Below are 20,626 nucleotides of genomic sequence, written 5' to 3' on the forward strand. Positions count from 1 at the left end.
GTCTGGCCGACGAGCTTGAGCGCCGGGCCAAAGCCAGTCAGGTAGCCGAAGCCGGTGACGCCGACGAGGCCCATGGCCATGCCGACCGGCACGCGCAGCAGCATCAGAACGAACAGGGTGACGAAGCCGAGGACGGCGACGGTTTCAGGAGTCACAGCTGCTCACTCCGCCGTCTTGATCTTGGCATCATGGATATCCTCGGGGTGGAAGATCAGGCGATAGGTCCGGATCGCGATCAGCAGCACCGCCGAAACGTCACCGATCCAGGCGACCGCGAAGAACGGCCAGTTCGGCAACCGCAGGTCGTAGGTCAGGACGTGGTCCTGATAGGTGGTATAGACCTTGTCGAACAGCGTGATGGTCTGCACCGTCACGACGAACAGCAGCACCAGTGTCGCGAAGATGTCGATCAGGCGTTGGTAGCGCGGGGTGGCGTTGGCCCAGACGAGATCGACGGTAATGTGGGAGCCGCGATAACTGGTCGCGGCAATGCCCCAGAAGATCAGGATGCCGAGCAGCAGCCGGCCGAAGTCGTAGTAGTCGGGGATCGTCACGGCAAAGAACTTGCGCATGAAGATCGCAATGAAGGTGTTCAGCGCCACGATGCCGACAAAGGCGGCGGCGATCAGCTCGATCGTGTCGATGAAGCGGTCCATCAGGCTCTTGCGGCCCGACGGCGTGCCACCCTGGTTGACTTGCGGTTGTGCACTCATCGCAGCTCTCCCAGATCATCCAAGACCGGCCGCCCCGCACAAAGGCATAAGAATGAAGGCTGACGGTCTCGGGACGACACGACTTAATCACAGAACGGACGACCTGGTCATATGAAAGCAGGCGGCGGCGCCGGATTGGCGCCGCCGCCTGTCTCGTCCAGTGCCGGCTCAGATCCCGGCGTCGTGCTTCTTGATGGCGGCGTCGAGGTCGGCCTGGATCTTGGCCGCATCGCCACCGGCGGCTTTCACCGCATCGGCCCAGCTCGCGCGCAGCACCTGTGTCGCGGTCTTCCACTGTGCGATCTGGTCGTCGGTCAGCTTGTAGACCTCATGACCTGGCAATGCTCGCATCTTGACGCGGCCGTTGGCCTCGAACTCGGTCCAGGGATCGGACACCTTCGCCGCCCACTCCGGTGAGCAGTGATCGTCGAACACCTTCTTCTGGGCGTCCGACATCGAATTATAGGTCTTGAGATTGACGTTATAGGTGAACACCGTGGTGTAGAGCGGGGTATCGATGTGGTACTTCACCACCTTGTCGATGCCGAACAGGAAGATAGAACCCCATGGGAAGGCAATTTCGTCGGCAACGCCGCGCTCCAGCGCATCACGGGATTCCGGCGCCGATGCCTGCACGTTGGTGCCGCCCAGCAGCTTGACCATTTCGGCAATGGTGCTCTGCGCCGGGCGCACCTTCACGCCGCTGAGATCGGTCGGCACCACGATCTTCTTCTTGCCATGCAGCGAACCGGGATCGTGGATGAAGGCGAAGCACAGCTTGGTGTCCTTCATCTCGGTCGGCGCATATTTGCGGTACCACTCGTCGAGCGCCAGAGTGCCCTTTTTGCCGTCGCCGAAGGTGAACGGGATCTGGCCGGCGGCCACGATCGGGAAGCGGCCCGGCTGATAGCCCGGGTTGACATAGGTGACGTCGGCGATGCCGTCGCGCGCCATGTCGTAGTGGTCGAACGCCTTGCCAAGCTGCTCAGAAGGAAACACCGTCGACTTGATGGTGCCGCCCGAGGCCTTATCGAGATCGGCGGCCCATGCCTGCGTCGCCGGCACCAGCGGATGCGCCGGCGGCACCCACAGCGAGATCTTGAGATTGACGGTCTTGTCTTGCGCCATTGCAGGATTGAGCGCGGACATCGTCCCCGCCGCCACCGCGAGCGCCAACATTGTTTTCTTCATCAGGCGTCCCTCCCTCTACATGATGATCCAAGACGATTGTCGAGGATAGACTCTGTCCCAGGTCTTCCTGTCCGACATCGTCGCGCCCGGTTGCCCGGATCGTTCCTTAACACGTTATCTAGTCAGCCCTGCTTTGCAAGTCGCCACGTTGCCGCGCCGCCACAACGGCCGGTTCCCTTGCCCCCGGTGATGCCAGAGGGTCATGATGGCCGTCAGACAGGCTGACGACAAAAAGTTGCCTAAGCAACCTTTTCAACAGTCGTTGCATCGTATAATGAATGGGTCGGAATGGCGCGACCGTCGCAATGGCGGCGGATGGGATCAGCACCAACGGGAGGATCGAAGCCTTGCGCACGCAGGTTGTGATCATCGGCAGCGGACCGGCGGGCCTGCTGCTCGGCCAGTTGCTCCACACATACGGCGTCGACAACATCATTGTCGAACGCAAGGACCGTGACTACATCCTTGGCCGCATTCGCGCCGGCGTGCTCGAGCAAGGCACCGTGCGGCTGCTGGAGGATGTCGGCGCCGCGGCGCGACTGCACCGCGAAGGCCTCATTCACGATGGCATCGAGCTGTTGTTCGACGGTGTCCGCCATCGCATCGACATGAAGGAGGCCACCGGCGGCAAGACGGTCACCGTCTATGGCCAGACCGAGGTGACCCACGATCTGATGGATGCCCGCGTCGCGGCCGGACGTCAGACCATCTACAACGCCGATCAGGTCACCCCGCTCGATTTCGACGGGCCGTCGCCGCGTGTGACCTACGTCAAGGACGGCGTCACCCACGAGATCGCCTGCGACTACATCGCCGGTTGCGACGGCTTTCATGGCGTCAGCCGCCAGAGCGTGCCGGCCGCCGCCCTGAAGGAGTTCGAGCGGGTGTATCCGTTCGGATGGCTCGGTGTCCTGTCCGAAACCCCGCCTGTGTCGCCGGAACTGATCTACGCCCGCCACGCGCGCGGCTTCGCGCTGTGCTCGATGCGCTCGCTGACCCGCAGTCGCTACTATGTGCAGTGCAGCCTCGAGGACCATGTCGACAATTGGTCGGACGACCAGTTCTGGGACGAGTTGCGCCGCCGGCTCGATCCGGAAGCGGCGGAAGCCCTGGTGACCGGCCCGTCGATCGAGAAGAGCATCGCGCCGCTGCGCAGCTTCGTCGCAGAGCCGATGCGGTTTGGCCGCCTGTTCCTCGCCGGCGACGCCGCCCACATCGTGCCGCCGACCGGCGCCAAGGGCCTCAACCTTGCCGCCAGCGACGTGCACTATCTCGCCGAGGCGCTGCGCGAGGCCTACACCGACAAGTCCAGTGCCGGCGTCGACGCCTACTCCGCCCGCGCACTGGCGCGGGTGTGGAAAGCCGAGCGCTTCTCGTGGTGGATGACCTCGATGCTGCACCGCTTCGACGACACCGACGAGTTCAGCTCGCGCATCCAGATCGCCGAGCTCAACTACCTCGTGAGTTCGCGCGCCGCGACGACGTCGCTGTCGGAGAACTACGTCGGCCTGCCGTATTGATCTCTCCGCCGGCGGCTAGGCCGCCGGCGCCTTCATCGCCTTCGCCAGCATGTCGACCGCATCGGCGATCGCCTGACCGTCGCCCTGAACGCGGGCCAGGATCAGGGCGCCTTCCAACGCCGAAATCGCCAGCACCGAAAGCTTGCGCGCCTCTGCCCGCGAAAAGCCGTCGCGCAGCAGCGCCTTCGCGATGATGCCGGTCCACGCTTCGAACGCCGTGCGCCCCGCGGCGGTCAACGCCACCGACTCCGGCGCCGTCTCCAGCAGCGTGGTGGTGATCGGGCAGCCGTCGCGAAACCGCGACTGCGCCATCCAGCCCCGCAGCAGGCCACCATAGGCCTTGATCATCGCCGCCGCCGAATTGGTTTCCGCGGACAGCCGTTGCAGCGTCGCCGTGACGCGATCGGCGGCGAAACGGACCGCGGCCTCGCCGATCTCGTCCTTGCCGCCGGGGAAATAGTGATAGAGCGAGCCCTTCGGCGCGCCGCTGACTGCGACGATCTCGTTGATGCCGGTGGCGGCGAAGCCGTGGCGGCGGAACAGCGTGGCGGCTGCGGCGACGATGGCATCGCGGTGCTTCGGTGCGGCTCCCATCGCCGATTCTCCCCTTGCGTCGATATTCCGATTATATAGACTGGTCTAATTAATAAAAGGAGGCGTCGATGGACGACAGCGACGTGCCGGAGGGATTTGCCCGGCATTTCCGGCAAAGTCCCCTGACCGAGCCGTGGGAGCCGATCTATTCCAAACGAACGGACACGGCTGTCATCGTCGGTCTGCGCCTCGCAGCCGCCCACACCAACTCACGCGGACTGGTGCACGGCGGGCTGATCGCGACCCTGGCTGACAACGCCATGGGCCTGAGTTGCGGGCTCGCGCTGCGCGATCCCGGCTCGCTCGTCACCATCAGCCTCGGCATCGATTTCCTCGGCGCGGCGGCACTGGACCAGTGGCTGCAGGTCGATACCAACTTCGTCAAGGCCGGCGGCTCGATCTGCTTCGCGCAATGCCTCGTCACCGCCGACGGCACACCGTGCGCACGCGGCAACGCGACCTTCAAGGTGCTCAAGCCCGCGCGCGCCGCGGCTTAGCGCGCGCTGAAACGCCAGTCGCAGGTCTCGACCGTGAGGTCCACGAACGCGCGGACCTTGGCGGACAGCAGCCGCGACGCCGGATACACCAGATGGATGGGACGCGGCGGCAGCTCGAACGGCCGCAGCACGAGACGCAGGCGGCCATCGCGGATCGCGTCCAGCGCCTGATAGGCGAGCACCATGGTCAGCCCGCCGCCCTGTTCGGCATGCCAGACCCCGGCTTCGGCGCTGTTGGTGGTGTAACGCGGCGCGATGGCGACGCGGAGCGGCCGTCCGTCCTGCATGAAGCGCCACTCGTTCGAGGGCAGCAGCGCGGAACACTGGATGATGTCATGCACGCGCAAGTCCGACGGTGACGCCGGCTCGCCGCGGCGGGCGAGATACTCCGGTGACGCGACGACGACGCGGTACATGTCGCCGACGTTCTTCGCCACGACGCTGGAATCCGGCAGATGCCCGATCCTCACGGCGACGTCGACGCCCTCCTCGATCAGGTTGACCGGGCGGTCGGACAGGCGCAGCTCGCCGGTGACGTCGGGATAGCGCCGCAGATATTCGGACATCAGCGGATTGACATGCAGCCGCCCGAACATCAGCGGTGCCGACACCACGAGATGCCCGGACGGCCGGGTGCGCTCGGCGCGCGCTGCCCCTTCCGCTTCCTCGACGTCGGCGAGAATCCGCCGCGCGCGGGCGAGATAATGTTCGCCGATATCGGTCAGCGCGACCGAGCGGGTGGTGCGCTGCAGCAACCTCGCCCCGACGCGCTCCTCGAGCGCCGCCACCAGCCGCGTGACCGCGGAGGGCGACAGGCGCAGCTTGCGTGCCGCCGGCGCGAACCCCTTGAGGTCCGCCACCGCGACAAACGCTTCCATGGCTTCGATCCGGTCCATGCTTTTATTTCATATTTGGCAATAATCTAGTGTCAATGCTGGGAATTGCAGCAAATGAGGACTTTATCCATTTTGGAGGCAGGAACCGACGCCAGGAGGCGAACATGGACGGCAATTTCGCAATATCCAGCGACATCGCCTTCACCCCGACCGTGAAGGCGATCCAGAGCCGCAAGGGCTCGCGCCGGGCCTATCAGCATCAGGAAGAGAGTGGCGGCTGGGAGACCGAGATCACCGACGACCTCGCCGCCTTCATCTCCGAGCAGATCAGCATCTTCTTCGCCACCGCCAATGCCGACGGCCAGCCCTATATCCAGCACCGCGGCGGCCCGCCCGGGTTCATCCGCATCCTCGACCGCAAGACGCTGGCGTTCGCCGATTTCAGCGGCAACCGACAGTACATCACGCAGGGCAACCTGCAGGACAATCCCAAGGCCTACATCTTCCTGATCGATTACGCGCACCGCCGCCGCGTCAAGATCTGGGGAGAGGCCCGCGTGATCGAGGATAACCCGGACCTGCTGCGCCAGTTGATGCCGGAGGGCTACAAGGCGCGTCCTGAACAGGTGATCGTGTTCACGGTCGGCGCCTGGAGCGCCAATTGTCCGCAGCATATTCCGCAGCGGTTCGACGCGCCCGATGTCGCGGAGGTGCTCGCAGTCCGCGAGGCACGCATCGCCGAGCTGGAGACGGAAGTGGCGGCACTGAAGAGCCAGTTGGCCGCCGCTGCACCTGTCGCCGCTTCCACGGCGTCTCCGAGCACCTGAGCCAGGATCGTTACGCGGCCGCCAGCGGCTGCCAGTCGTGCTCCGGATAGACCTGCGCCATCATCCGATCGACATAGCGCAGCAGATTGGGAAACTGCAGCGCCTGCTGCCGCAGCGGCGAATCGAAGAACGGTGTCAGCAGGCCGGCGAGCGCCGCGAACGCCGTGGCATCGACGCCGCACGGGCGATCGCCGAACAGGTACGGCTTGTCGCCGAGCATCACCGACAGGGCCGACAGCGAGCGCACGCCGAGCATGACGATCTCCTCCGGCGTATGACGGGCGAGACCAGCGTTCCGCATGTTTTCCCCGACGCGCCCCTGAACATCCCGACACAGCGCCTCGCGCATGTCCTCGGGCGCACCATCGAAAAACCGGGCCGGCCCCTTGGCGAAATTCTCGGGCAGCATCCAGCGGGCATAGCCCGACGCCCAGTTGAAATGGTTCTCGATCATGCGCTCGAGCGCCCACGCCTCGGCGCGCTGGCGATCGTCCAGCCCGGCATCGAGATCCACCCCATGGGCCTGCTCGAGATGCAGGCGGATGAAGGTGGAATCGGCGACGCGGGCATCGCCGTCCGCGATATAGGGGAGCTGGCCTTTGGGCGAGCTGTCCGGCATCGCCTGCTGCTTGACGTAGGCAAGGCCTGCCAGCCTGAGTTGCACCTCGGTCTTGGTGACATAGGGGCTGATTTCCGGGAGGTCGAAACCGGGGCCGAAACCGTAGAGCGTGATCATGGCGTGCATCCTTGCGCGTTGAAAAGATGCCGTTTTCTAGCTACCCCCTGCTGCCACCATTCTGTCAGCAGTGATCACGAGGGATCGATGCGCCGCGCCGACCGGCTGTTCCAGATCATCCAGGTGCTGCGCCGCAGCCGCCGCCCGATCACGGCCGATGCCATCGCCGGGGAGCTCGAAACCTCCAAGCGCACGATCTATCGCGACATCGCGACCCTGATGGCGCAGCGCGTGCCGATTCGCGGCGAGGCCGGAACCGGCTATGTGCTGGACAAGGGCTACGACCTGCCGCCCCTGATGCTGACACCGAACGAAATCGAGGCCGCCGTGCTCGGCGCCCAATGGGTCGCCGGCCGCGCCGACCCGGTGCTGGCGACCGCTGCGCGCGACCTGATCGCCAAGATCGCGGGGACGGTTCCGGAACGGTTGCAGCCGCTGGTGCTGGAGCCGGCCAGTCGCCCCCGGCCGCAATGGGACGGACCAACGGACACAATCGACGTGGTGCAACTGCGGGCGCATGTCCATGCCGGTCGCAAGATCCACCTGCACTATCGCGACGAGCAGGGGCGCGACAGCGAACGCACCATCTGGCCGGTCGCCATCGGCTATCTCGACACCGTGCGTCACCTCATCGCCTGGTGCGAGCTGCGGCGCGACTTTCGCAGCTTCCGCATCGACCGCATCCGGCAGGCTGATTTTCTCGATGACAGATATCCCGAGCGCCGCGCTGCGCTGCGGGCACGATGGATGGCGACGCTGCCGCGCGCGCCGCACCCGGAGGGCAACCGATGACCGACGGCACAAGCCCCTGCCAGTCCTGCGGCGCCTGCTGTGCCTATTCGGCGAACTGGCCACGGTTCACGATCGAGGACGACGTCGCGCTCGATCTCATTCCCGCCCATCTCGTCAACGATCGGTTGTCGGGCATGCGCTGCGAAGGCGACCGGTGCTGCGCGCTGACCGGCAAGATCGGCGAACACACCGCCTGCGGGATCTATGCGGTCAGGCCCGAAGTCTGCCGGACCTGCGAGCCCGGCGATCCCGAGTGCACGATGGCACGGCGCAGGTTCCGCCTTCCCGACCTGCCGCCAGGCGGATGACGGCCGATCCGCCGGTCAGGCGACGATCGGTTCCTCGGCCTCGTCATCGATATCGTCCATCGCCGGCAACGCACTCAGCGGCGCCGTCGACAGCGTGATCGACTTGCGATGACCGGACGGGGCAGGTCTTGCCATCGGCGCCTGCCGCGAGATCGCGAACAGCGTGGTGCCGGCACGGCCGCCCCACTGCGACAGCTCGCGTTCATCGCAGCTCGCCGCGATTGCCACGCCAAGGGCGTGGAGATGGCTGCGGCGATAGCAGTAGAGCGCGAGCATGGCGCGAATGTCGGGCGAAACCGACGCCACAAGAGCGGGCAGACCGTTTTCGTTCGACCGGTACAACTGCCCCAGCAGATCATCGCCGACGGGACAGGCATCATTCTCAAAAGCGACGCGTCCAGACCACATTGCGAGTTCTCCTGTACCGAGAATGCAATGTGAGATGCTAATGAGCAGTTAACCAATGAACGCGGGAACCAGTCTTTCCCGCATTGTGTTGATAAAGTCTTCAGCTTTCGAGAAAGGTCACCGCGTCCTGCAACGACGCCCGATTCGTGCGGTAGCTATTTGCCGCATGCTCTCCGTCGGCAAAACCGAACGAGATGCCGCACACCACGCGCCGGTCGTCGCCAAGGCCGAAATGCCGCCGCACCATATCGGAGTGGCCGGCGAGCGCGGCCTGCGGAATGGTCGCGACCCCAAGCGCCTGCGCCGCCAGCAGGAAATTGCTGACATAGCCGCCGCAATCGACCGCACCATAGACCCCGAGCGCTTCGTCGGACGTGATGATCGCGACATGTGGCGCGCCGAACAGCCTGAAGTTCTGCAGCGACTGGCGGCGATAGCCCTCTTTGTCGCCGCGGGTGATGCCGAGTGCATTGTAGAGCTGGAACCCGCTCTCGCGCCGGCGCTCGAGATAGACGCCGCGATACTCCCGCGGGAAAGGAAAGTCCGAGTGCACGTCATGGGCCGACGCCGAGGCGCTGGCCGCATCGTGAATCGCATTGCTGAAGCGCCGCGCTGCCTCGCCGCTGGCGACGATCACCTGCCAGGGCTGGCTGTTGCACCACGAAGCAGTGCGCTGCGCCGCCGCCAGGATGCGTTCGATCGTCGCGCGCGGCACCACATCCGGGCGAAAAGCCCGGCAGGAATAGCGCTCGGCGAGCAGCGCCTCGATGGTATCGATGCGCCCGGTTGCTGATATCGTCATGAGAAATCCTCGGTCGGCTCAGCGGCCCTTGGTCGGGATCTGGTTGAACGGCACGTCCTTGTCGACCCGAATGTCGCCGGGCAGGCCAAGCACGCGCTCGGCGATGATGTTGCGCAGAATCTCGTCGGTACCGCCGGCGATGCGGTCGGATGGCGAGCGCAGCAGCATCGACTGGAACTGGCCGGCGGCTTCCGCGACTTTCGGATCGGTCAGTACGCCTGCCGCACCCTGCAGGTCGGCGGCATAGGCGGCAATATCCTGCAGCATGGAGCCGGCCACCAGCTTGCCGATCGAATTTTCCGGCCCCGGCCGCTCGCCGCGCGACAGCGCCGAGATCGAGCGGTAGCTGGTGTATTTCAGGCCGCTGTTGCGCACCGCCCAGTTGGCGAGCTTGGAGCGCACGGCGCGGTCGTCCAGCGCCGGCCCGTCCTCCAGCATCAGGTTGCTGCAGAACGCGAACATCTCCGCAAATCCGGTGGCGCCCCGCGCGCCGATCGACATCCGTTCGTTCATCAGCGTGGTCAGCGACACGTTCCAGCCGTCGTTGACGGCACCGAGCCGCTGGGCATCGGGAATGCGGACGTTGGTGAAGTAAACCTCGTTGAACTCCTGCTGGCCGTTGGCCTGCTTGATCGGCCGCACCTCGACGCCTGGGCTCTTCATGTCCAGGAAGAACATGGTCAGTCCCTTGTGCTTGGGCTGCGACGGATCAGTGCGCGTGATCAGAATGCCGTAGTCGGAATAGTGCGCGCCGCTGGTCCAGATCTTCTGGCCATTGATGATCCAGTCGTCGCCCTGCCGCTCCGCCCGGGTGCGCAACCCCGCAACGTCGGAGCCTGCGGACGGTTCGGAGAACAACTGGCACCAGATATGCTCACCGGAGGCAAGCTTGGGCAGATAGTGCTGCTTCTGCGCTTCGCTGGCATAGGTCATCATGGTCGGGCCGCACATGCCCTGGCCGATCAGGAAGACGCCGGCGAGCTTGTCGTAGACGCCCTCCTCCTGTTGCCAGATCACGCGCTCGATTGGCGAGGCGCCGCGACCGCCATATTCCTTCGGCCAGTGCAGGCAGGCCCAGCCGCCCTCGGCCTTCTTCTTCTGCCAGGCCTTGGAGGCCTCGATGATGTTGCCACGTTCCAGCGCGATGCGGCCGACCGACGGACGCGACAGCTCGGCCTCGAGCTCCTTGGGGGCGTTGGCTGCGATCCAGTCGCGCGCCAGCTTGCGGAATGCGGCTTCTTGCGGGGTGTCGTCGAAATTCATGGTCGTGATCCTCGATTATCTCAGGCGGCGTTGCGGCTGCGCATGCGGTCGATCAGCAGGTCTTCCCAATGGGACTGGCTGCCGAGCGCGAGCGCCAGCGCGTTGGAGCGCCGGTAGTAGAGATGGCAGTCGAACTCCCAGGTGAAGCCCATGCCGCCGTGAACCTGGATGTTGTTCTTCGAACAGTGCTGGAACGCCTGTGTCGCGCTGATGCGTGCCGTCGCTGCCGCCTCCGGCAGTTCCGCTGCGTTGGTCGAGAGCGCCCATGCGCCATAATAGGCGTTGGAGCGCGCCAGCGTCGCCGACACATACATGTCGGCGAGGAGGTGCTTGACCGCCTGGAACGAGCCGATCGGCCGTCCGAAGGCAATCCGGTCGAGCGCATAGTCGCGCCCCATTTCGAGCGCGCGGTCGGCGCCGCCGACCTGCTCGAAGGCCATCAGCACCGCGGCGCGATCGAGCACCCGCGTCAGCACGCTCCAGCCCTCGCCGGCCGCGCCGAGCGGCTCCGCAGGGCAGTTCTCGAACACGATCTCGGCCTGGTTGCGGCTGGGATCGACGTTCGCCAGGCTCTTGCGCGTGACGCCTTTACCCGTGAGATCGACGATGAACAACCCGATATCCGTCTCGCGGCCACTCGCCGCGGTGCGTGCCGCCACCACCGCGATGTCGGCGATGTCGCCATCGGCCACCGGAATCTTCCTGCCGCTGAGCTGGCCGTTGCTGACGCTCGCCTTGATCGCCTTCGGCGACGGATTGCCCGGCCCCTCGAACAGCGCCAGCGTGCCGATGGTGTCGCCCGACGAGATCCCCGGCAGCAGGCGCCGCTTCTGCTCGTCGCTGCCGGCGAGCATGATCGCTTCCGCCGCGAGATAGATCGACGACGAGAACGGCACCGGCGCGAGCGCCCGGCCCATCTCCTCGGCGATCACGCAGAGTTCGAGATGACCGGCACCGGATCCGCCGAACTCCTCGGGAATGGCGACGCCGAGGAACCCCATGCCAGCAAGCCCCTTCCACAGGGCGCGATCGAAAGGAGCCCCACCCTCGAGGACGGCCCGCACCGCCTTGGGGGAGGAATGCTCGGCGAGGTAGCGCCGTGCTTCATCCCGCAACTGCTTCTGTTCGTCGGAGAAATCGAAATTCATGGTCTGGCCTTTGCTTGCTCTTGTTCTCGAGAATGAAAGGAAACGATGCCGTCAGGAGATCACCAAGACGTCGGCGGCGGGCGGATCGGCATAGAGCCGCTCGACCAGCGCGGCGCGGCGTTCGAGGCCAGCTCGCTGGTTGATGTAGCCCTTGTCGGTCAGTTCATTGCCGTCGATCGACGGCGGCTCAGCCATCAGCATGGCGCGGGCGATGCGCAGGCTGCTGGCACAGTTGACCGCGGTGTTGTGCGCCTGCAGGCCGTCGCGCACGCGGGCGATCACGGCGGGATGAGCGATGACGCTGTCCATGGTCGCCGTCATGTCGCCGATCAGCCGGCGGCAGGCGTCGAGGTTCGGCCAGATCAAGAGACCGATCGCATCACGGTCCTGCCCCGTAACCAGCGCGTCCTGCACCACCGGCGACGCCGCCGCGATGGCATCGGTGCGTAGCGCGCCGACCTGGACAAAAGTGCCTGTCGTCAGCTTGAAGTCCTCGACAATGCGGCCGGAGAAGATCAGGCCCTGAACCGGATCGTCCGGATCGACGAACACCGCGGCGTCGCCGATGCAGTAGAAGCCCTCGTCGTCGAACGCGGCCGCCGTCAGATCGGGGCGACCGAAGTAGCCGGGCGTGACGTTGACGCCGCGCAGCCGCAGTTCGTATTTCGGCCCGACCGGCACGAGCTTGAGCTCGACGCCGGGGAACGGCAGGCCGATCAATCCGACGCGCTCGGTGTCCCAGTAAGTGCCGGTCGCCGTCGGCGCCGTCTCGGTCGCCCCCCAGCCGGTGTAGAACACGATACGCTCGCCGGTGGTGCGCACCGCCAACGCCTGCATGCGGTCATAGAGATCGTCGGGCAGCCGCGCGCCGCCATAGGCCATCAGGCCGAGTTTCCTGAAGAAGCCACGGCACAGCTCGTCGTCCTTTTCCATGGCGGAGGCGAGCGCGGCATAGCCGGCCGGAACGTTGGCATAATAGGTCGGCGAAACCTCGCGCAGGTTGCGCAGCGTCTCGTCGAACTGCCCGGGGACCGGGCGGCCATCGTCGATGTAGAGCGTGCCGCCCTCGATCAGCACCGGATTGAACAGGGCATTGCCGCCCATGGTGTGATTCCACGGCATCCAGTCGAGAAACACCGAATCGACGCTATCGGGATCGCGCGGCCGTGTCTGCATCATCATCGCCGCATTGGCACACATCATCTGCTGGGTGTTGATGACCGCCTTGGGCATACCGGTCGAGCCGGAGGTGAACAGCAGCTTGCCGATCGTCTGCGGCGTGATCCGTGCGATCGAGGCCTCCACCGCCGCCGTCACCGGCGTCGCGGCGAGGTCGGCATAGGCGAGGCTCGGCACGGCGGCCGGCGGCCGCTGCACATGCACCACGGTCACGCCGTCGAGATCGAGCGCTGCCAGCGCCTTCTCGAACATTGGACCGTCCTGCACCATCACCACCGCCGGACGGATCAGGTCGAAGATGTATTTGAGCTTGGCGTGGTCCTGGCTCATCAGCGAATAGGCGGGCGAGACCGGCGCCGCCGGAATGCGCGCCTGCATCGCCGCCTGGGTCATCAGGGCATGCTCGATCGAGTTGCCGCTGAGAATGGCGACCGGCCGCTCGCCGGTGACGTTCAGGTCGAGCAGGGCCTGGGTCAGCCCATCGACGGTGCGCTTGGCTTCGCCATAGGACACCTTCAGCCACTGCCGCTCGGGGCCGCGGCGCTGCGCGAGCCAGACATGGTCGGGGCGCTCCTTGGCCCACCGCGCAAGTGCTTCCGGAATGTACCGCGCATAGGGCTGCAGCGGCACACGGGACTTCAGGACGATCACGCCGTCAGGCCGTCGCTCGACGGCGATGTCCCGCTTCATCCAGTTGATCTTGCGGAAGGCGGGCTTTTGCAGCGCCGCCGCAGTCATGGTTTCCATCGGTCCTCCCCGGATCCGGCCCACTGCCCTCGTTCATCGAGGCTGTCGTGCTTATCGGGCCTTACATGTTGCGATAGACGGGCTTCCTCTTCTCCAGGAAGGCGCGGATGCCCTCCTTGAAATCTTCCGACCGGCTGGTCAGCACCTGGTTGCGGTCTTCCATCGCGACGACCGCCTCGAGCGAGGCGGCGTCGACGCTCATGTTGAGGCATTCCTTGGAGAGCCGCAGGCCGAGCGGCGAGGCCGCCAGCATGGCCTCGACATAAGGCGCCGCGGCAGCCTCCAGCGCATCGTCCGCGACCACCTCGGACACGAGGCCGACTGCCAGCGCCCGCTCGGCGCCGATGAACCGGCCAGTCAGGATCAGCTCCGAGGCCACAGAGACGCCGACGAGACGCGGCAGGAAATAGCTGGTGCCGATGTCGCAACCGCCGAGGCCGAGGCGAATGAAGGCGCAGTTCATCCGCGCCGATGTCGCTGCGATACGGATGTCGGCGGCGAGCGCCAGCGCAAAGCCGCCGCCGGACGCCGCGCCCTGCACCAGCGCAATGATCGGCTGCGGACAGCGCCGCATCAGCATGACGATGTCGGCGATGCTGCGCTGGTGCGCCAGCGCTTCCGCCACGCTTGCCGGCGGCGCGCCGGCCGGCCGGCGCTGTATCGCCTCCTTGAGGTCAAGCCCGGCGCAGAACGCCCGGCCCGCCCCCGACAGCACGACGACGCGCGTCTGCTCGTTGCGCGCAAGTCCGGCGAAATAGCCACTCAGCGCGTCCACCATCGCGGTGTCCAGCGCGTTGAGGCTGTCCGGGCGATTGAGCATCACCCGGTCCACTCCGTCGGCATGCGTGACGAGCAGCGGCGCGTCGGTCATGCGTTTCGCTCTTACTTCGGCGCCATGCGGATGGCGCCGTCGAGGCGGATGGTCTCGCCGTTGAGCATCGAGTTCTCAACGATGTGCACGGCGAGCGCACCATACTCCTCCGGCTTGCCGAGGCGGGCCGGATGAGGCACCTGCTTGCCGAGACTCTCGCGGGCTTCTTCGCTGAGGCCCATCAGCAGCGGGGTGAGGAACAGGCCCGGCGCGATGGTGTTGACGCGGATCAGCAGGCTGGAGAGGTCGCGCGCCACCGGCAGGGTGAGACCGACGATGCCCCCCTTCGAGGCCGAGTACGCCGCCTGGCCGATCTGTCCGTCGAACGCCGCGACGCTCGCGGTGTTGATGATAACGCCGCGTTCCTCGCCGATCGGCGACAGCGACTGCATGCGCTCCGCCGTCAGGCGGATGCAGTTGAAGGTGCCGATCAGGTTGACGCGGATCACGCGCGAGAACTGGTCGAGCGGATAGGGACCGTTCTTGCCGACGGTCTTGGCCGCGCCGCCGATGCCGGCGCAGTTCACCAGCACGCGCGCCACACCATGGGCCGCCTCGGCCTTGGCCAGCGCCGCCTTGACGTCGTTCTCTTCGGCGACGTCGCCGACCAGCGCCACGCCCTTGAGCTCGGCGGCGACCTTCTCCGCGTTCTCCTTGTTGACGTCGAGCACGGCCACCTTGGCGCCCTTGGCGGCCAAGGCGCGTGCCGTGGCAGCGCCGAGCCCCGAGCCACCGCCGGTGACGATGACGGCTACGTCTTTCAGATCCATGATAGTGCCTTTCTGTCGGGTTGGATTTTACGAAGCGGCCTGCCGCCGATCGGACCAGGCGGCAAGGATGTCGGGAATTGAGGTCGGCGGTACCGCGGCCGGCCCCTGGATGGCTGATCTCGTCCGGGAGAAGCGCGGAGCCGGCGCCGGCTGCAGGTTGCCGGCATGTTCGACGAAGGTGCGCCGCGCCGCAAGATGCGGATGCGATGACGCCTCGAACAGGCCGACCACCGCCGCGGCGCAGGCGTCGGTGCCTTCCAGAAGCGCGCACCATTCGTCGCATGTCTTGGTCTTGAAAACGGCGGCGAGCTTGTCCTGCAGCTCCGGCCAGCGGCTGCGGTCCATCTGCGCGTCGAATGCCGGATCGGTCAGCCCCGCCAGCTTGCGCAACTCGGCATAGAACTGCGGCTCGATGGCGCCGATGGAGATGAAGCGGCCGTCGGCGCACTCATAGGGGCGATAGAAGTGAGCGCCGCCGTCCAGCATGTTGGTCCGCGGTTGCTCGGTCCAGCGCTTCAACGCATGCATGCTGTGGAACATGGACAGCATCAGCGACACGCCATCGCACATCGCCACATCCACGACCTGGCCCTTGCCGGAGGCACGCGCTTCGATGACCGCGGCCAGCACGCCGACCACCAGGAACAGCGCGCCGCCACCATAGTCGCCGACGAGATTCAGCGGTGACACCGCCTCGCCATTGGATGCTCGGAACGAATCCAGCGCGCCGGTGATGGCAATGTAATTGATGTCGTGGCCGGCGGCCTGAGCGAGCGGCCCCTCCTGGCCCCAGCCCGTCATGCGGCCGTAGACCAGTCGCGGATTGCGCTTCAGTGTCTCGTCAGGACCGAGCCCGAGCCGCTCCATCACCTGCGGGCGGAACCCCTCCAGCAACACATCGGCTTGGGCGATCAGATCGAGCGCATGTGCGACGTCACCAGGTGCCTTGAGGTCGAGTTCGACGATCCGCCGTCCGCGGTTGACAAAGTCGCGGTCGTCACGCTTGCCGGCGCCGCGGCGCACGACCGAAACGACATCCGCGCCCATGTCCGACAGCATCATCGCCGCGAACGGCCCAGGGCCGATACCGGCAAATTCGACCACCCGCACGCCCGTCAGCGGCCCGGATGCCGCGCTCGTCCTGCTCACTCGATACCTCCCGCCTCATTTTCCTGCCGCTCGGCTTGTTGTCGTTGCACGCGACCTTGCCGGCGCCAGTTCCTTAGTTCCTTGCCGCGGCGCGCCGCCGCTCCGGCTGCAGCATGCCGCCCAGCAGCGCGTCGATCATGTGATCGATATACTGCCGCCGCACCTCGTCGGTCACCTCGCCGACCCCGGCCGCGCGAGACATCGCATGGCGCCCATGAAACAGGTGATCACAGGCACCGATCAGGTGGGTGTAGAAGAACACCGGATCGACCGGCTTGAACTCTCCCGCCGCAACTCCTTCGTCGAGCAGCCGCCGCTGGAAATCAAGCAGCGGCTTGACAAAAAAATGGGACACCGACTGAGCAGCCTTTTCCGTGCTGTCGTGCAACAGCAGATGCAGCAGGCGATTCATATAGGGAAAGCGATAATAGGCATTGATGATGCCGGCGATGTGAAGCTTCAGCTTCTCCGTCGGCGAGATCGGCTGCTGCAGCAGATATTCCAGGTGAGAGACCTGAACCTCCGCATCGCGCGCCAGCAAAGCCAGCAACAGGCCTTCCTTGTTGCCGTAGTGATATTTGACCAGCGCGGCGTTTACCCCCGACCTTTGGGCAAGGTCACTGAGCGACACGTCGGTGGAATTGCGCTCGATCATCAGATCACTGACCGCATCGAGCAGCTTTTCTGCCGTCGCATTCCGCGAGGGCTGCGGTCTGGCCGAAGCGTCGGTCGTCACACCCGGTGCCATTCGCGGTTCCATCTCTTCACGTACAAGCAGATGCATTTTGCGCTTCGTGGAATGTCGTCCGTCGCAGACAGCATTCTCCGCGCCGACAAGTTAATTGATTGATTGACTAAGTCCAGCCTCGTCTTTTTAATCCGGCCAACCAACCAGAACCCGTCAACCAGGGAGAAGAAGAATGGCCGAGGCCTACATCGTTGCAGCCGCCCGCACCGCCGGCGGACGAAAGGGAGGCCGCCTTGCAGGCTGGCATCCCGCCGATCTCGCGGCCGTCGTGCTCGACGCCCTGGTCGAACGCAGCGGCGCGGATCCGGCGCAGGTTGAAGACGTCATCATGGGATGCGTGATGCAGGCTGGTGAGCAATCCAACAATATCGCCCGCAACGCCATCATGGCATCCAGGCTGCCGGAGAGCGTGCCGGGCACATCGATCGACCGGCAATGCGGGTCATCGCAGCAGGCGCTGCATTTCGCGGCCCAGGCGGTGATGTCCGGCTCGATGGATGTCGTGATCGCCGCCGGCGTCGAGAGCATGACGCGCGTACCGATGGGCCTCGCCTCGACACTGCCGGCGAAGAACGGCTTCGGGCATTACAAGAGCCCGAACATGGAGCAGCGCTATCCCAACATCCAGTTCAGCCAGTTCACCGGCGCCGAGATGATGGCGAAGAAGTACGACCTGGATAAGGAAGCCCTCGATCAGTACTCCTACCAGAGCCATCAGCGCGCGATCGCAGCGACGCAGGCCGGCGCCTTCAGAGACGAGATCGTGCCGGTCTCCATCACCCGCACCGACGGCTCGACCGACATCCACCACATCGACGAGGGCATCCGTTTCGACGCCACGCTCGACGGCATCCGCGGCGTCAAGCTGATCACCGAGGGCGGCCGGCTGACCGCCGCCAGCGCCAGCCAGATCTGCGATGGCGCCTCCGGCGTGATGGTGGTCAACGAAAAGGGCCTCAAGGCGCTCGGCGTGCAGCCGATGGCGCGCATTCATCACATGACCATGATCGGCCACGATCCGGTGATCATGCTCGAGGCACCGCTGCCGGCGACCCACCGGGCGCTGAAGAAGGCCGGCATGAGCATCGACGACATCGACCTGTTCGAGGTCAACGAGGCCTTCGCCTCGGTGCCGACCGCATGGCTCAAGGACACCGGTGCCGATCCCGCCAGGCTCAATGTCAACGGCGGCGCCATCGCGCTGGGACATCCGCTCGGCGGTTCGGGCACCAAGTTGATGACCACGCTGTTGCATGCGCTGAAGCAGCGCAACAAGCGCTATGGATTGCAGACCATGTGCGAGGGCGGCGGCATGGCCAACGTCACCATCGTCGAGCGGCTCTGAGCCTGATCGACAAGGGCGGGTCGAAAGACCCGCCCTTTTTGTTTACGACCAAGACCACGCGCCAATGAGCGGCAGAAGCCGCCGGATCTTCCAGGAAACGCCAGGAAACACCCATGAGCCACCCGTCGCTGCACGCCCGGACCACACCCGACAAGACCGCCTACCGGATGGCCGGGTCAGGTGAGGCCATTACTTATCGCCAGCTCGACGAGCGTTCGAATCAGGGCGCGCAGCTGTTTCGCGCGCTCGGCCTCAAGGCGGGCGATCACATCGCCCTGCTGATGGAGAATTCGCTCGCGTTCATGGAGATCTGCTGGGCCGCGCAGCGCAGCGGCCTGTACTACACCGCGATCAGCCGCTACCTGACCGCCGACGAGATCGCCTATATTATCAAGGATTGTGGCGCCCGCATCGTGGTGACGTCGGAAAAATGCGTCGACGCCGTCGCTCCGCTGCTCGTGGGCGCGGATCCGGCGACCGCGTTCTACATGACCGGCACGCCGCGTCCTGGATTCCACTCATGGGACAAGGCGCTCGCCGCGCAGCCGAAGACACCGATCGCGGACGAGGTCGCGGGCTACGACATGCTGTATTCGTCCGGCACGACCGGCCGGCCGAAAGGCATCAAGCGCGAGGCCACCGGCGACGCGATCGACAAGCCGAATCCGTTCCTGCGCTTCCTGTGCGCCCACATGTGCGGCATGTCGGCCGATACGGTCTACCTGTCGCCGGCGCCGCTGTATCATGCAGCTCCCCTGCGCTTCAACATGATGGCCGGCGTGCTCGGCGGCACCTCGATCATCATGGAATCGTTCGATGCCGAAGCCTTCCTGCGCCTCGTGCAGGAGCATCGGGTTACCCAGAGCCAGCTCGTGCCCACCATGTTCGTGCGCATGCTGAAACTCCCGGAAGACGTGCGCCGACGCTACGACGTGTCGTCGCTCAAGGGCGCGATCCATGCGGCGGCCCCCTGTCCGGTCGACGTCAAGGCACGGATGATCGACTGGTGGGGCCCGATCCTGATCGAGTATTACGCCGGCTCGGAAGGCAACGGCGTCACCGTCAGCACCTCGGCGGAGTGGCTGTCCCATCGCGGCACCGTCGGTCGCGCGGTGGTCGGCAAGATCAGGATCCTCGACGAGAACGACGAGGAGGTGCCCACGGGAGAAATCGGCACCGTGTATTTCGCCGACGCGCCACAGTTCGCCTATCACAACGATCCGGACAAGACGAAGCGGGCCTACAATTCCAGGGGCTGGTCGACGCTCGGAGACGTCGGCTATGTCGACGACGGCGGCTATCTCTATCTCACCGACCGCAAGGCCTACATGATCATTTCCGGCGGCGTGAACATCTACCCGCAGGAGACCGAGGACGTCCTGATCACCCACCCCGCCGTCGCCGACGTCGCCGTATTCGGCGTCCCCAATGAAGAAATGGGCGAAGAGGTCAAAGCGGTGGTGCAGCCCCATGACATGATGCAAGCCGGCAGGCAGCTCGAGGCCGAACTGATCGCGTTCTGCCGGCAGCACCTGTCCCCGATCAAATGCCCACGCACCATCGACTTCGACCCGGAACTGCCCCGCACCCCGACCGGCAAGCTGGTGAAGCGGCACCTGCGCGACCGCTACTGGCCGGCCAAGCCGGCCGCCTGATCCGGCAACGGACGACGCCGGCGCGGACTGTTTCCGAAATGGCACGCGCCGGCACCTTCATCGGGCCCCTTCGCCCGAAGCATGGAGACCATCTGCGGTTCTGTGTTAGAGAGGCGCGGGCTGAAGCTTTCCACCGCCAAACCGAAGGGTCGTGATGTCGAAATCCCTGCTTCTGACTGCGCTCATTCTCGCTTCCGTCTCCACCTCCACCCTGGCGCAGAACGCGCAGCGCAGTGGAACGCCGGAGGAACAGAAGGCCTGCGCCAAGGATGTGTCCCGGTACTGCCGGACGCTGATGGACCAGGGCGACCTGGTGATCCTGTCCTGCCTGCAGCAGAACCGCCCCAAGATCACTCCCGCCTGCGACAAGGTCCTCAAGGACCACGGCCAATAAACGGCATCCTCGCAACCAAGGGGGACCGCGCATCCCGCGCGGTTGCCCGCAGGTTCAGGCGAACGTCAACGTCTGAGGGTGAATGAAGACAAGTGCGGCCCGACAGTCTGTCAGGCCAGCTTGCTGCCAGGCC

Annotated in this window: 22 protein-coding genes; 8 read left to right on the forward strand and 14 right to left on the reverse strand. The window is 65.4% G+C overall.

Annotation, left to right across the window (positions count from 1 at the left end):
* Nucleotides 1-161: 161 nt before the first annotated feature.
* A complete protein-coding gene (locus tag AB4Z37_RS03235) occupies nucleotides 162-713 on the reverse strand; it encodes a TRAP transporter small permease (RefSeq protein WP_441515257.1) in 552 nt (183 codons plus the stop codon).
* Between the two features lie 168 nt (nucleotides 714-881).
* On the reverse strand, nucleotides 882-1,904 hold the full coding sequence (locus tag AB4Z37_RS03240; protein ID WP_441515258.1) for a TRAP transporter substrate-binding protein: 1,023 nt from the start codon (nucleotides 1,902-1,904) through the stop codon (nucleotides 882-884).
* A 347-nt stretch (nucleotides 1,905-2,251) separates the two neighbouring features.
* Between AB4Z37_RS03240 and pobA the strand changes: the two genes are divergently transcribed.
* The gene (pobA, locus tag AB4Z37_RS03245; protein WP_441515259.1) at nucleotides 2,252-3,424 is read left to right on the forward strand and encodes a 4-hydroxybenzoate 3-monooxygenase; all 1,173 of its coding nucleotides are present in this window, start codon (nucleotides 2,252-2,254) and stop codon (nucleotides 3,422-3,424) included.
* A gap of 15 nt (nucleotides 3,425-3,439) precedes the next feature.
* Here the strand turns inward: pobA and AB4Z37_RS03250 are convergent, their stop codons facing one another.
* Nucleotides 3,440-4,018, reverse strand: coding sequence for a TetR/AcrR family transcriptional regulator (locus tag AB4Z37_RS03250; RefSeq protein WP_441515260.1), 579 nt, complete (start codon nucleotides 4,016-4,018; stop codon nucleotides 3,440-3,442).
* Nucleotides 4,019-4,086: 68 nt separating this feature from the next.
* Here AB4Z37_RS03250 and AB4Z37_RS03255 point away from each other — a divergent pair, with 68 nt between their 5' ends.
* Nucleotides 4,087-4,515 carry a PaaI family thioesterase gene (locus tag AB4Z37_RS03255; RefSeq protein WP_441515261.1) on the forward strand — a complete coding sequence of 143 codons (429 nt, stop codon included), beginning with the start codon at nucleotides 4,087-4,089 and terminating at the stop codon, nucleotides 4,513-4,515.
* Here the strand turns inward: AB4Z37_RS03255 and AB4Z37_RS03260 are convergent.
* Nucleotides 4,512-5,411 (reverse strand): LysR family transcriptional regulator, encoded by a 900-nt coding sequence (locus tag AB4Z37_RS03260; RefSeq protein WP_441515262.1) that lies wholly within the window; start codon nucleotides 5,409-5,411, stop codon nucleotides 4,512-4,514. The two genes, AB4Z37_RS03255 and AB4Z37_RS03260, sit on opposite strands and share 4 nt — an antisense overlap.
* A gap of 104 nt (nucleotides 5,412-5,515) precedes the next feature.
* Between AB4Z37_RS03260 and AB4Z37_RS03265 the strand changes: the two genes are divergently transcribed.
* The gene (locus tag AB4Z37_RS03265) at nucleotides 5,516-6,178 is read left to right on the forward strand and encodes a pyridoxamine 5'-phosphate oxidase family protein (protein WP_441515263.1); all 663 of its coding nucleotides are present in this window, start codon (nucleotides 5,516-5,518) and stop codon (nucleotides 6,176-6,178) included.
* A 10-nt stretch (nucleotides 6,179-6,188) separates the two neighbouring features.
* On the opposite strand, the gene AB4Z37_RS03270 is transcribed toward AB4Z37_RS03265, so the two are convergent.
* Nucleotides 6,189-6,914: a glutathione S-transferase family protein gene (locus tag AB4Z37_RS03270; protein ID WP_441515264.1), complete on the reverse strand. Its 726-nt coding sequence runs from the start codon at nucleotides 6,912-6,914 to the stop codon at nucleotides 6,189-6,191.
* An 87-nt stretch (nucleotides 6,915-7,001) separates the two neighbouring features.
* Here AB4Z37_RS03270 and AB4Z37_RS03275 point away from each other — a divergent pair, with 87 nt between their 5' ends.
* Together AB4Z37_RS03275 and AB4Z37_RS03280 are read left to right on the forward strand one after the other, a co-directional pair.
* Nucleotides 7,002-7,706, forward strand: a complete 705-nt coding sequence (locus AB4Z37_RS03275; protein ID WP_441515265.1) for a helix-turn-helix transcriptional regulator — start codon at nucleotides 7,002-7,004, stop codon at nucleotides 7,704-7,706.
* Nucleotides 7,703-8,014, forward strand: a complete 312-nt coding sequence (locus AB4Z37_RS03280; protein ID WP_441515266.1) for a YkgJ family cysteine cluster protein — start codon at nucleotides 7,703-7,705, stop codon at nucleotides 8,012-8,014. Before AB4Z37_RS03275 ends, AB4Z37_RS03280 begins: the two co-directional genes overlap by 4 nt.
* 15 nt (nucleotides 8,015-8,029) lie before the next feature.
* Here AB4Z37_RS03280 and AB4Z37_RS03285 read toward each other — a convergent pair whose 3' ends face one another.
* From AB4Z37_RS03285 to AB4Z37_RS03325, 9 genes are all read right to left on the reverse strand, one after another.
* A complete protein-coding gene (locus AB4Z37_RS03285; RefSeq protein ID WP_441515267.1) occupies nucleotides 8,030-8,422 on the reverse strand; it encodes a hypothetical protein in 393 nt (130 codons plus the stop codon).
* Between the two features lie 100 nt (nucleotides 8,423-8,522).
* Complete coding sequence (locus AB4Z37_RS03290) at nucleotides 8,523-9,224, reverse strand: nitroreductase (protein ID WP_441515268.1); 702 nt, start codon at nucleotides 9,222-9,224, stop codon at nucleotides 8,523-8,525.
* 18 nt (nucleotides 9,225-9,242) lie between these two features.
* A complete protein-coding gene (locus AB4Z37_RS03295; protein ID WP_441515269.1) occupies nucleotides 9,243-10,487 on the reverse strand; it encodes an acyl-CoA dehydrogenase in 1,245 nt (414 codons plus the stop codon).
* 20 nt (nucleotides 10,488-10,507) lie between these two features.
* Nucleotides 10,508-11,635 (reverse strand): acyl-CoA dehydrogenase family protein, encoded by a 1,128-nt coding sequence (locus tag AB4Z37_RS03300; protein WP_441515270.1) that lies wholly within the window; start codon nucleotides 11,633-11,635, stop codon nucleotides 10,508-10,510.
* Nucleotides 11,636-11,686: 51 nt separating this feature from the next.
* Nucleotides 11,687-13,561, reverse strand: coding sequence for an AMP-binding protein (locus AB4Z37_RS03305; RefSeq protein WP_441515271.1), 1,875 nt, complete (start codon nucleotides 13,559-13,561; stop codon nucleotides 11,687-11,689).
* A 61-nt stretch (nucleotides 13,562-13,622) separates the two neighbouring features.
* Nucleotides 13,623-14,432, reverse strand: a complete 810-nt coding sequence (locus AB4Z37_RS03310; RefSeq protein WP_441515272.1) for an enoyl-CoA hydratase/isomerase family protein — start codon at nucleotides 14,430-14,432, stop codon at nucleotides 13,623-13,625.
* Nucleotides 14,433-14,443: 11 nt separating this feature from the next.
* Nucleotides 14,444-15,202, reverse strand: a complete 759-nt coding sequence (locus tag AB4Z37_RS03315) for an SDR family NAD(P)-dependent oxidoreductase (RefSeq protein WP_441515273.1) — start codon at nucleotides 15,200-15,202, stop codon at nucleotides 14,444-14,446.
* Nucleotides 15,203-15,229: 27 nt separating this feature from the next.
* Nucleotides 15,230-16,351, reverse strand: a complete 1,122-nt coding sequence (locus AB4Z37_RS03320) for a CaiB/BaiF CoA transferase family protein (protein WP_441515274.1) — start codon at nucleotides 16,349-16,351, stop codon at nucleotides 15,230-15,232.
* A gap of 73 nt (nucleotides 16,352-16,424) precedes the next feature.
* Nucleotides 16,425-17,099, reverse strand: coding sequence for a TetR family transcriptional regulator (locus tag AB4Z37_RS03325; RefSeq protein ID WP_441515753.1), 675 nt, complete (start codon nucleotides 17,097-17,099; stop codon nucleotides 16,425-16,427).
* Between the two features lie 172 nt (nucleotides 17,100-17,271).
* Here AB4Z37_RS03325 and AB4Z37_RS03330 point away from each other — a divergent pair, with 172 nt between their 5' ends.
* The 3 genes from AB4Z37_RS03330 (at nucleotide 17,272) to AB4Z37_RS03340 (ending at nucleotide 20,493) form a co-directional block, all read left to right on the forward strand.
* The gene (locus AB4Z37_RS03330) at nucleotides 17,272-18,444 is read left to right on the forward strand and encodes an acetyl-CoA C-acetyltransferase (RefSeq protein WP_441515275.1); all 1,173 of its coding nucleotides are present in this window, start codon (nucleotides 17,272-17,274) and stop codon (nucleotides 18,442-18,444) included.
* A gap of 113 nt (nucleotides 18,445-18,557) precedes the next feature.
* Nucleotides 18,558-20,099, forward strand: coding sequence for an acyl-CoA synthetase (locus tag AB4Z37_RS03335; RefSeq protein WP_441515276.1), 1,542 nt, complete (start codon nucleotides 18,558-18,560; stop codon nucleotides 20,097-20,099).
* 154 nt (nucleotides 20,100-20,253) lie between these two features.
* Nucleotides 20,254-20,493, forward strand: a complete 240-nt coding sequence (locus AB4Z37_RS03340; protein WP_441515277.1) for a hypothetical protein — start codon at nucleotides 20,254-20,256, stop codon at nucleotides 20,491-20,493.
* Nucleotides 20,494-20,626: the final 133 nt, after the last annotated feature.

Origin of the sequence: Bradyrhizobium sp. 2TAF24 (assembly GCF_052115025.1) — a bacterium.
GTDB lineage: Bacteria > Pseudomonadota > Alphaproteobacteria > Rhizobiales > Xanthobacteraceae > Bradyrhizobium_A.

Excerpts from the sequence above, each read along its gene's own strand:
- AB4Z37_RS03235 (WP_441515257.1), bottom strand. The coding sequence starts at position 713 with ATGAGTGCACAACCGCAAGTCAACCAGGGTGGCACGCCGTCGGGCCGC.
- AB4Z37_RS03310 (WP_441515272.1), bottom strand. The coding sequence starts at position 14,432 with ATGACCGACGCGCCGCTGCTCGTCACGCATGCCGACGGAGTGGACCGG.
- AB4Z37_RS03270 (WP_441515264.1), bottom strand. The coding sequence starts at position 6,914 with ATGATCACGCTCTACGGTTTCGGCCCCGGTTTCGACCTCCCGGAAATC.
- AB4Z37_RS03325 (WP_441515753.1), bottom strand. The coding sequence starts at position 17,099 with ATGGCACCGGGTGTGACGACCGACGCTTCGGCCAGACCGCAGCCCTCG.
- AB4Z37_RS03260 (WP_441515262.1), bottom strand. The coding sequence starts at position 5,411 with ATGGACCGGATCGAAGCCATGGAAGCGTTTGTCGCGGTGGCGGACCTC.
- AB4Z37_RS03265 (WP_441515263.1), top strand. The coding sequence starts at position 5,516 with ATGGACGGCAATTTCGCAATATCCAGCGACATCGCCTTCACCCCGACC.
- AB4Z37_RS03330 (WP_441515275.1), top strand. The coding sequence starts at position 17,272 with ATGGCCGAGGCCTACATCGTTGCAGCCGCCCGCACCGCCGGCGGACGA.
- AB4Z37_RS03300 (WP_441515270.1), bottom strand. The coding sequence starts at position 11,635 with ATGAATTTCGATTTCTCCGACGAACAGAAGCAGTTGCGGGATGAAGCA.
- AB4Z37_RS03290 (WP_441515268.1), bottom strand. The coding sequence starts at position 9,224 with ATGACGATATCAGCAACCGGGCGCATCGATACCATCGAGGCGCTGCTC.
- AB4Z37_RS03340 (WP_441515277.1), top strand. The coding sequence starts at position 20,254 with ATGTCGAAATCCCTGCTTCTGACTGCGCTCATTCTCGCTTCCGTCTCC.
- AB4Z37_RS03295 (WP_441515269.1), bottom strand. The coding sequence starts at position 10,487 with ATGAATTTCGACGACACCCCGCAAGAAGCCGCATTCCGCAAGCTGGCG.
- AB4Z37_RS03255 (WP_441515261.1), top strand. The coding sequence starts at position 4,087 with ATGGACGACAGCGACGTGCCGGAGGGATTTGCCCGGCATTTCCGGCAA.
- AB4Z37_RS03250 (WP_441515260.1), bottom strand. The coding sequence starts at position 4,018 with ATGGGAGCCGCACCGAAGCACCGCGATGCCATCGTCGCCGCAGCCGCC.
- AB4Z37_RS03240 (WP_441515258.1), bottom strand. The coding sequence starts at position 1,904 with ATGAAGAAAACAATGTTGGCGCTCGCGGTGGCGGCGGGGACGATGTCC.
- AB4Z37_RS03285 (WP_441515267.1), bottom strand. The coding sequence starts at position 8,422 with ATGTGGTCTGGACGCGTCGCTTTTGAGAATGATGCCTGTCCCGTCGGC.
- AB4Z37_RS03275 (WP_441515265.1), top strand. The coding sequence starts at position 7,002 with ATGCGCCGCGCCGACCGGCTGTTCCAGATCATCCAGGTGCTGCGCCGC.
- AB4Z37_RS03335 (WP_441515276.1), top strand. The coding sequence starts at position 18,558 with ATGAGCCACCCGTCGCTGCACGCCCGGACCACACCCGACAAGACCGCC.
- AB4Z37_RS03305 (WP_441515271.1), bottom strand. The coding sequence starts at position 13,561 with ATGGAAACCATGACTGCGGCGGCGCTGCAAAAGCCCGCCTTCCGCAAG.
- AB4Z37_RS03280 (WP_441515266.1), top strand. The coding sequence starts at position 7,703 with ATGACCGACGGCACAAGCCCCTGCCAGTCCTGCGGCGCCTGCTGTGCC.
- AB4Z37_RS03315 (WP_441515273.1), bottom strand. The coding sequence starts at position 15,202 with ATGGATCTGAAAGACGTAGCCGTCATCGTCACCGGCGGTGGCTCGGGG.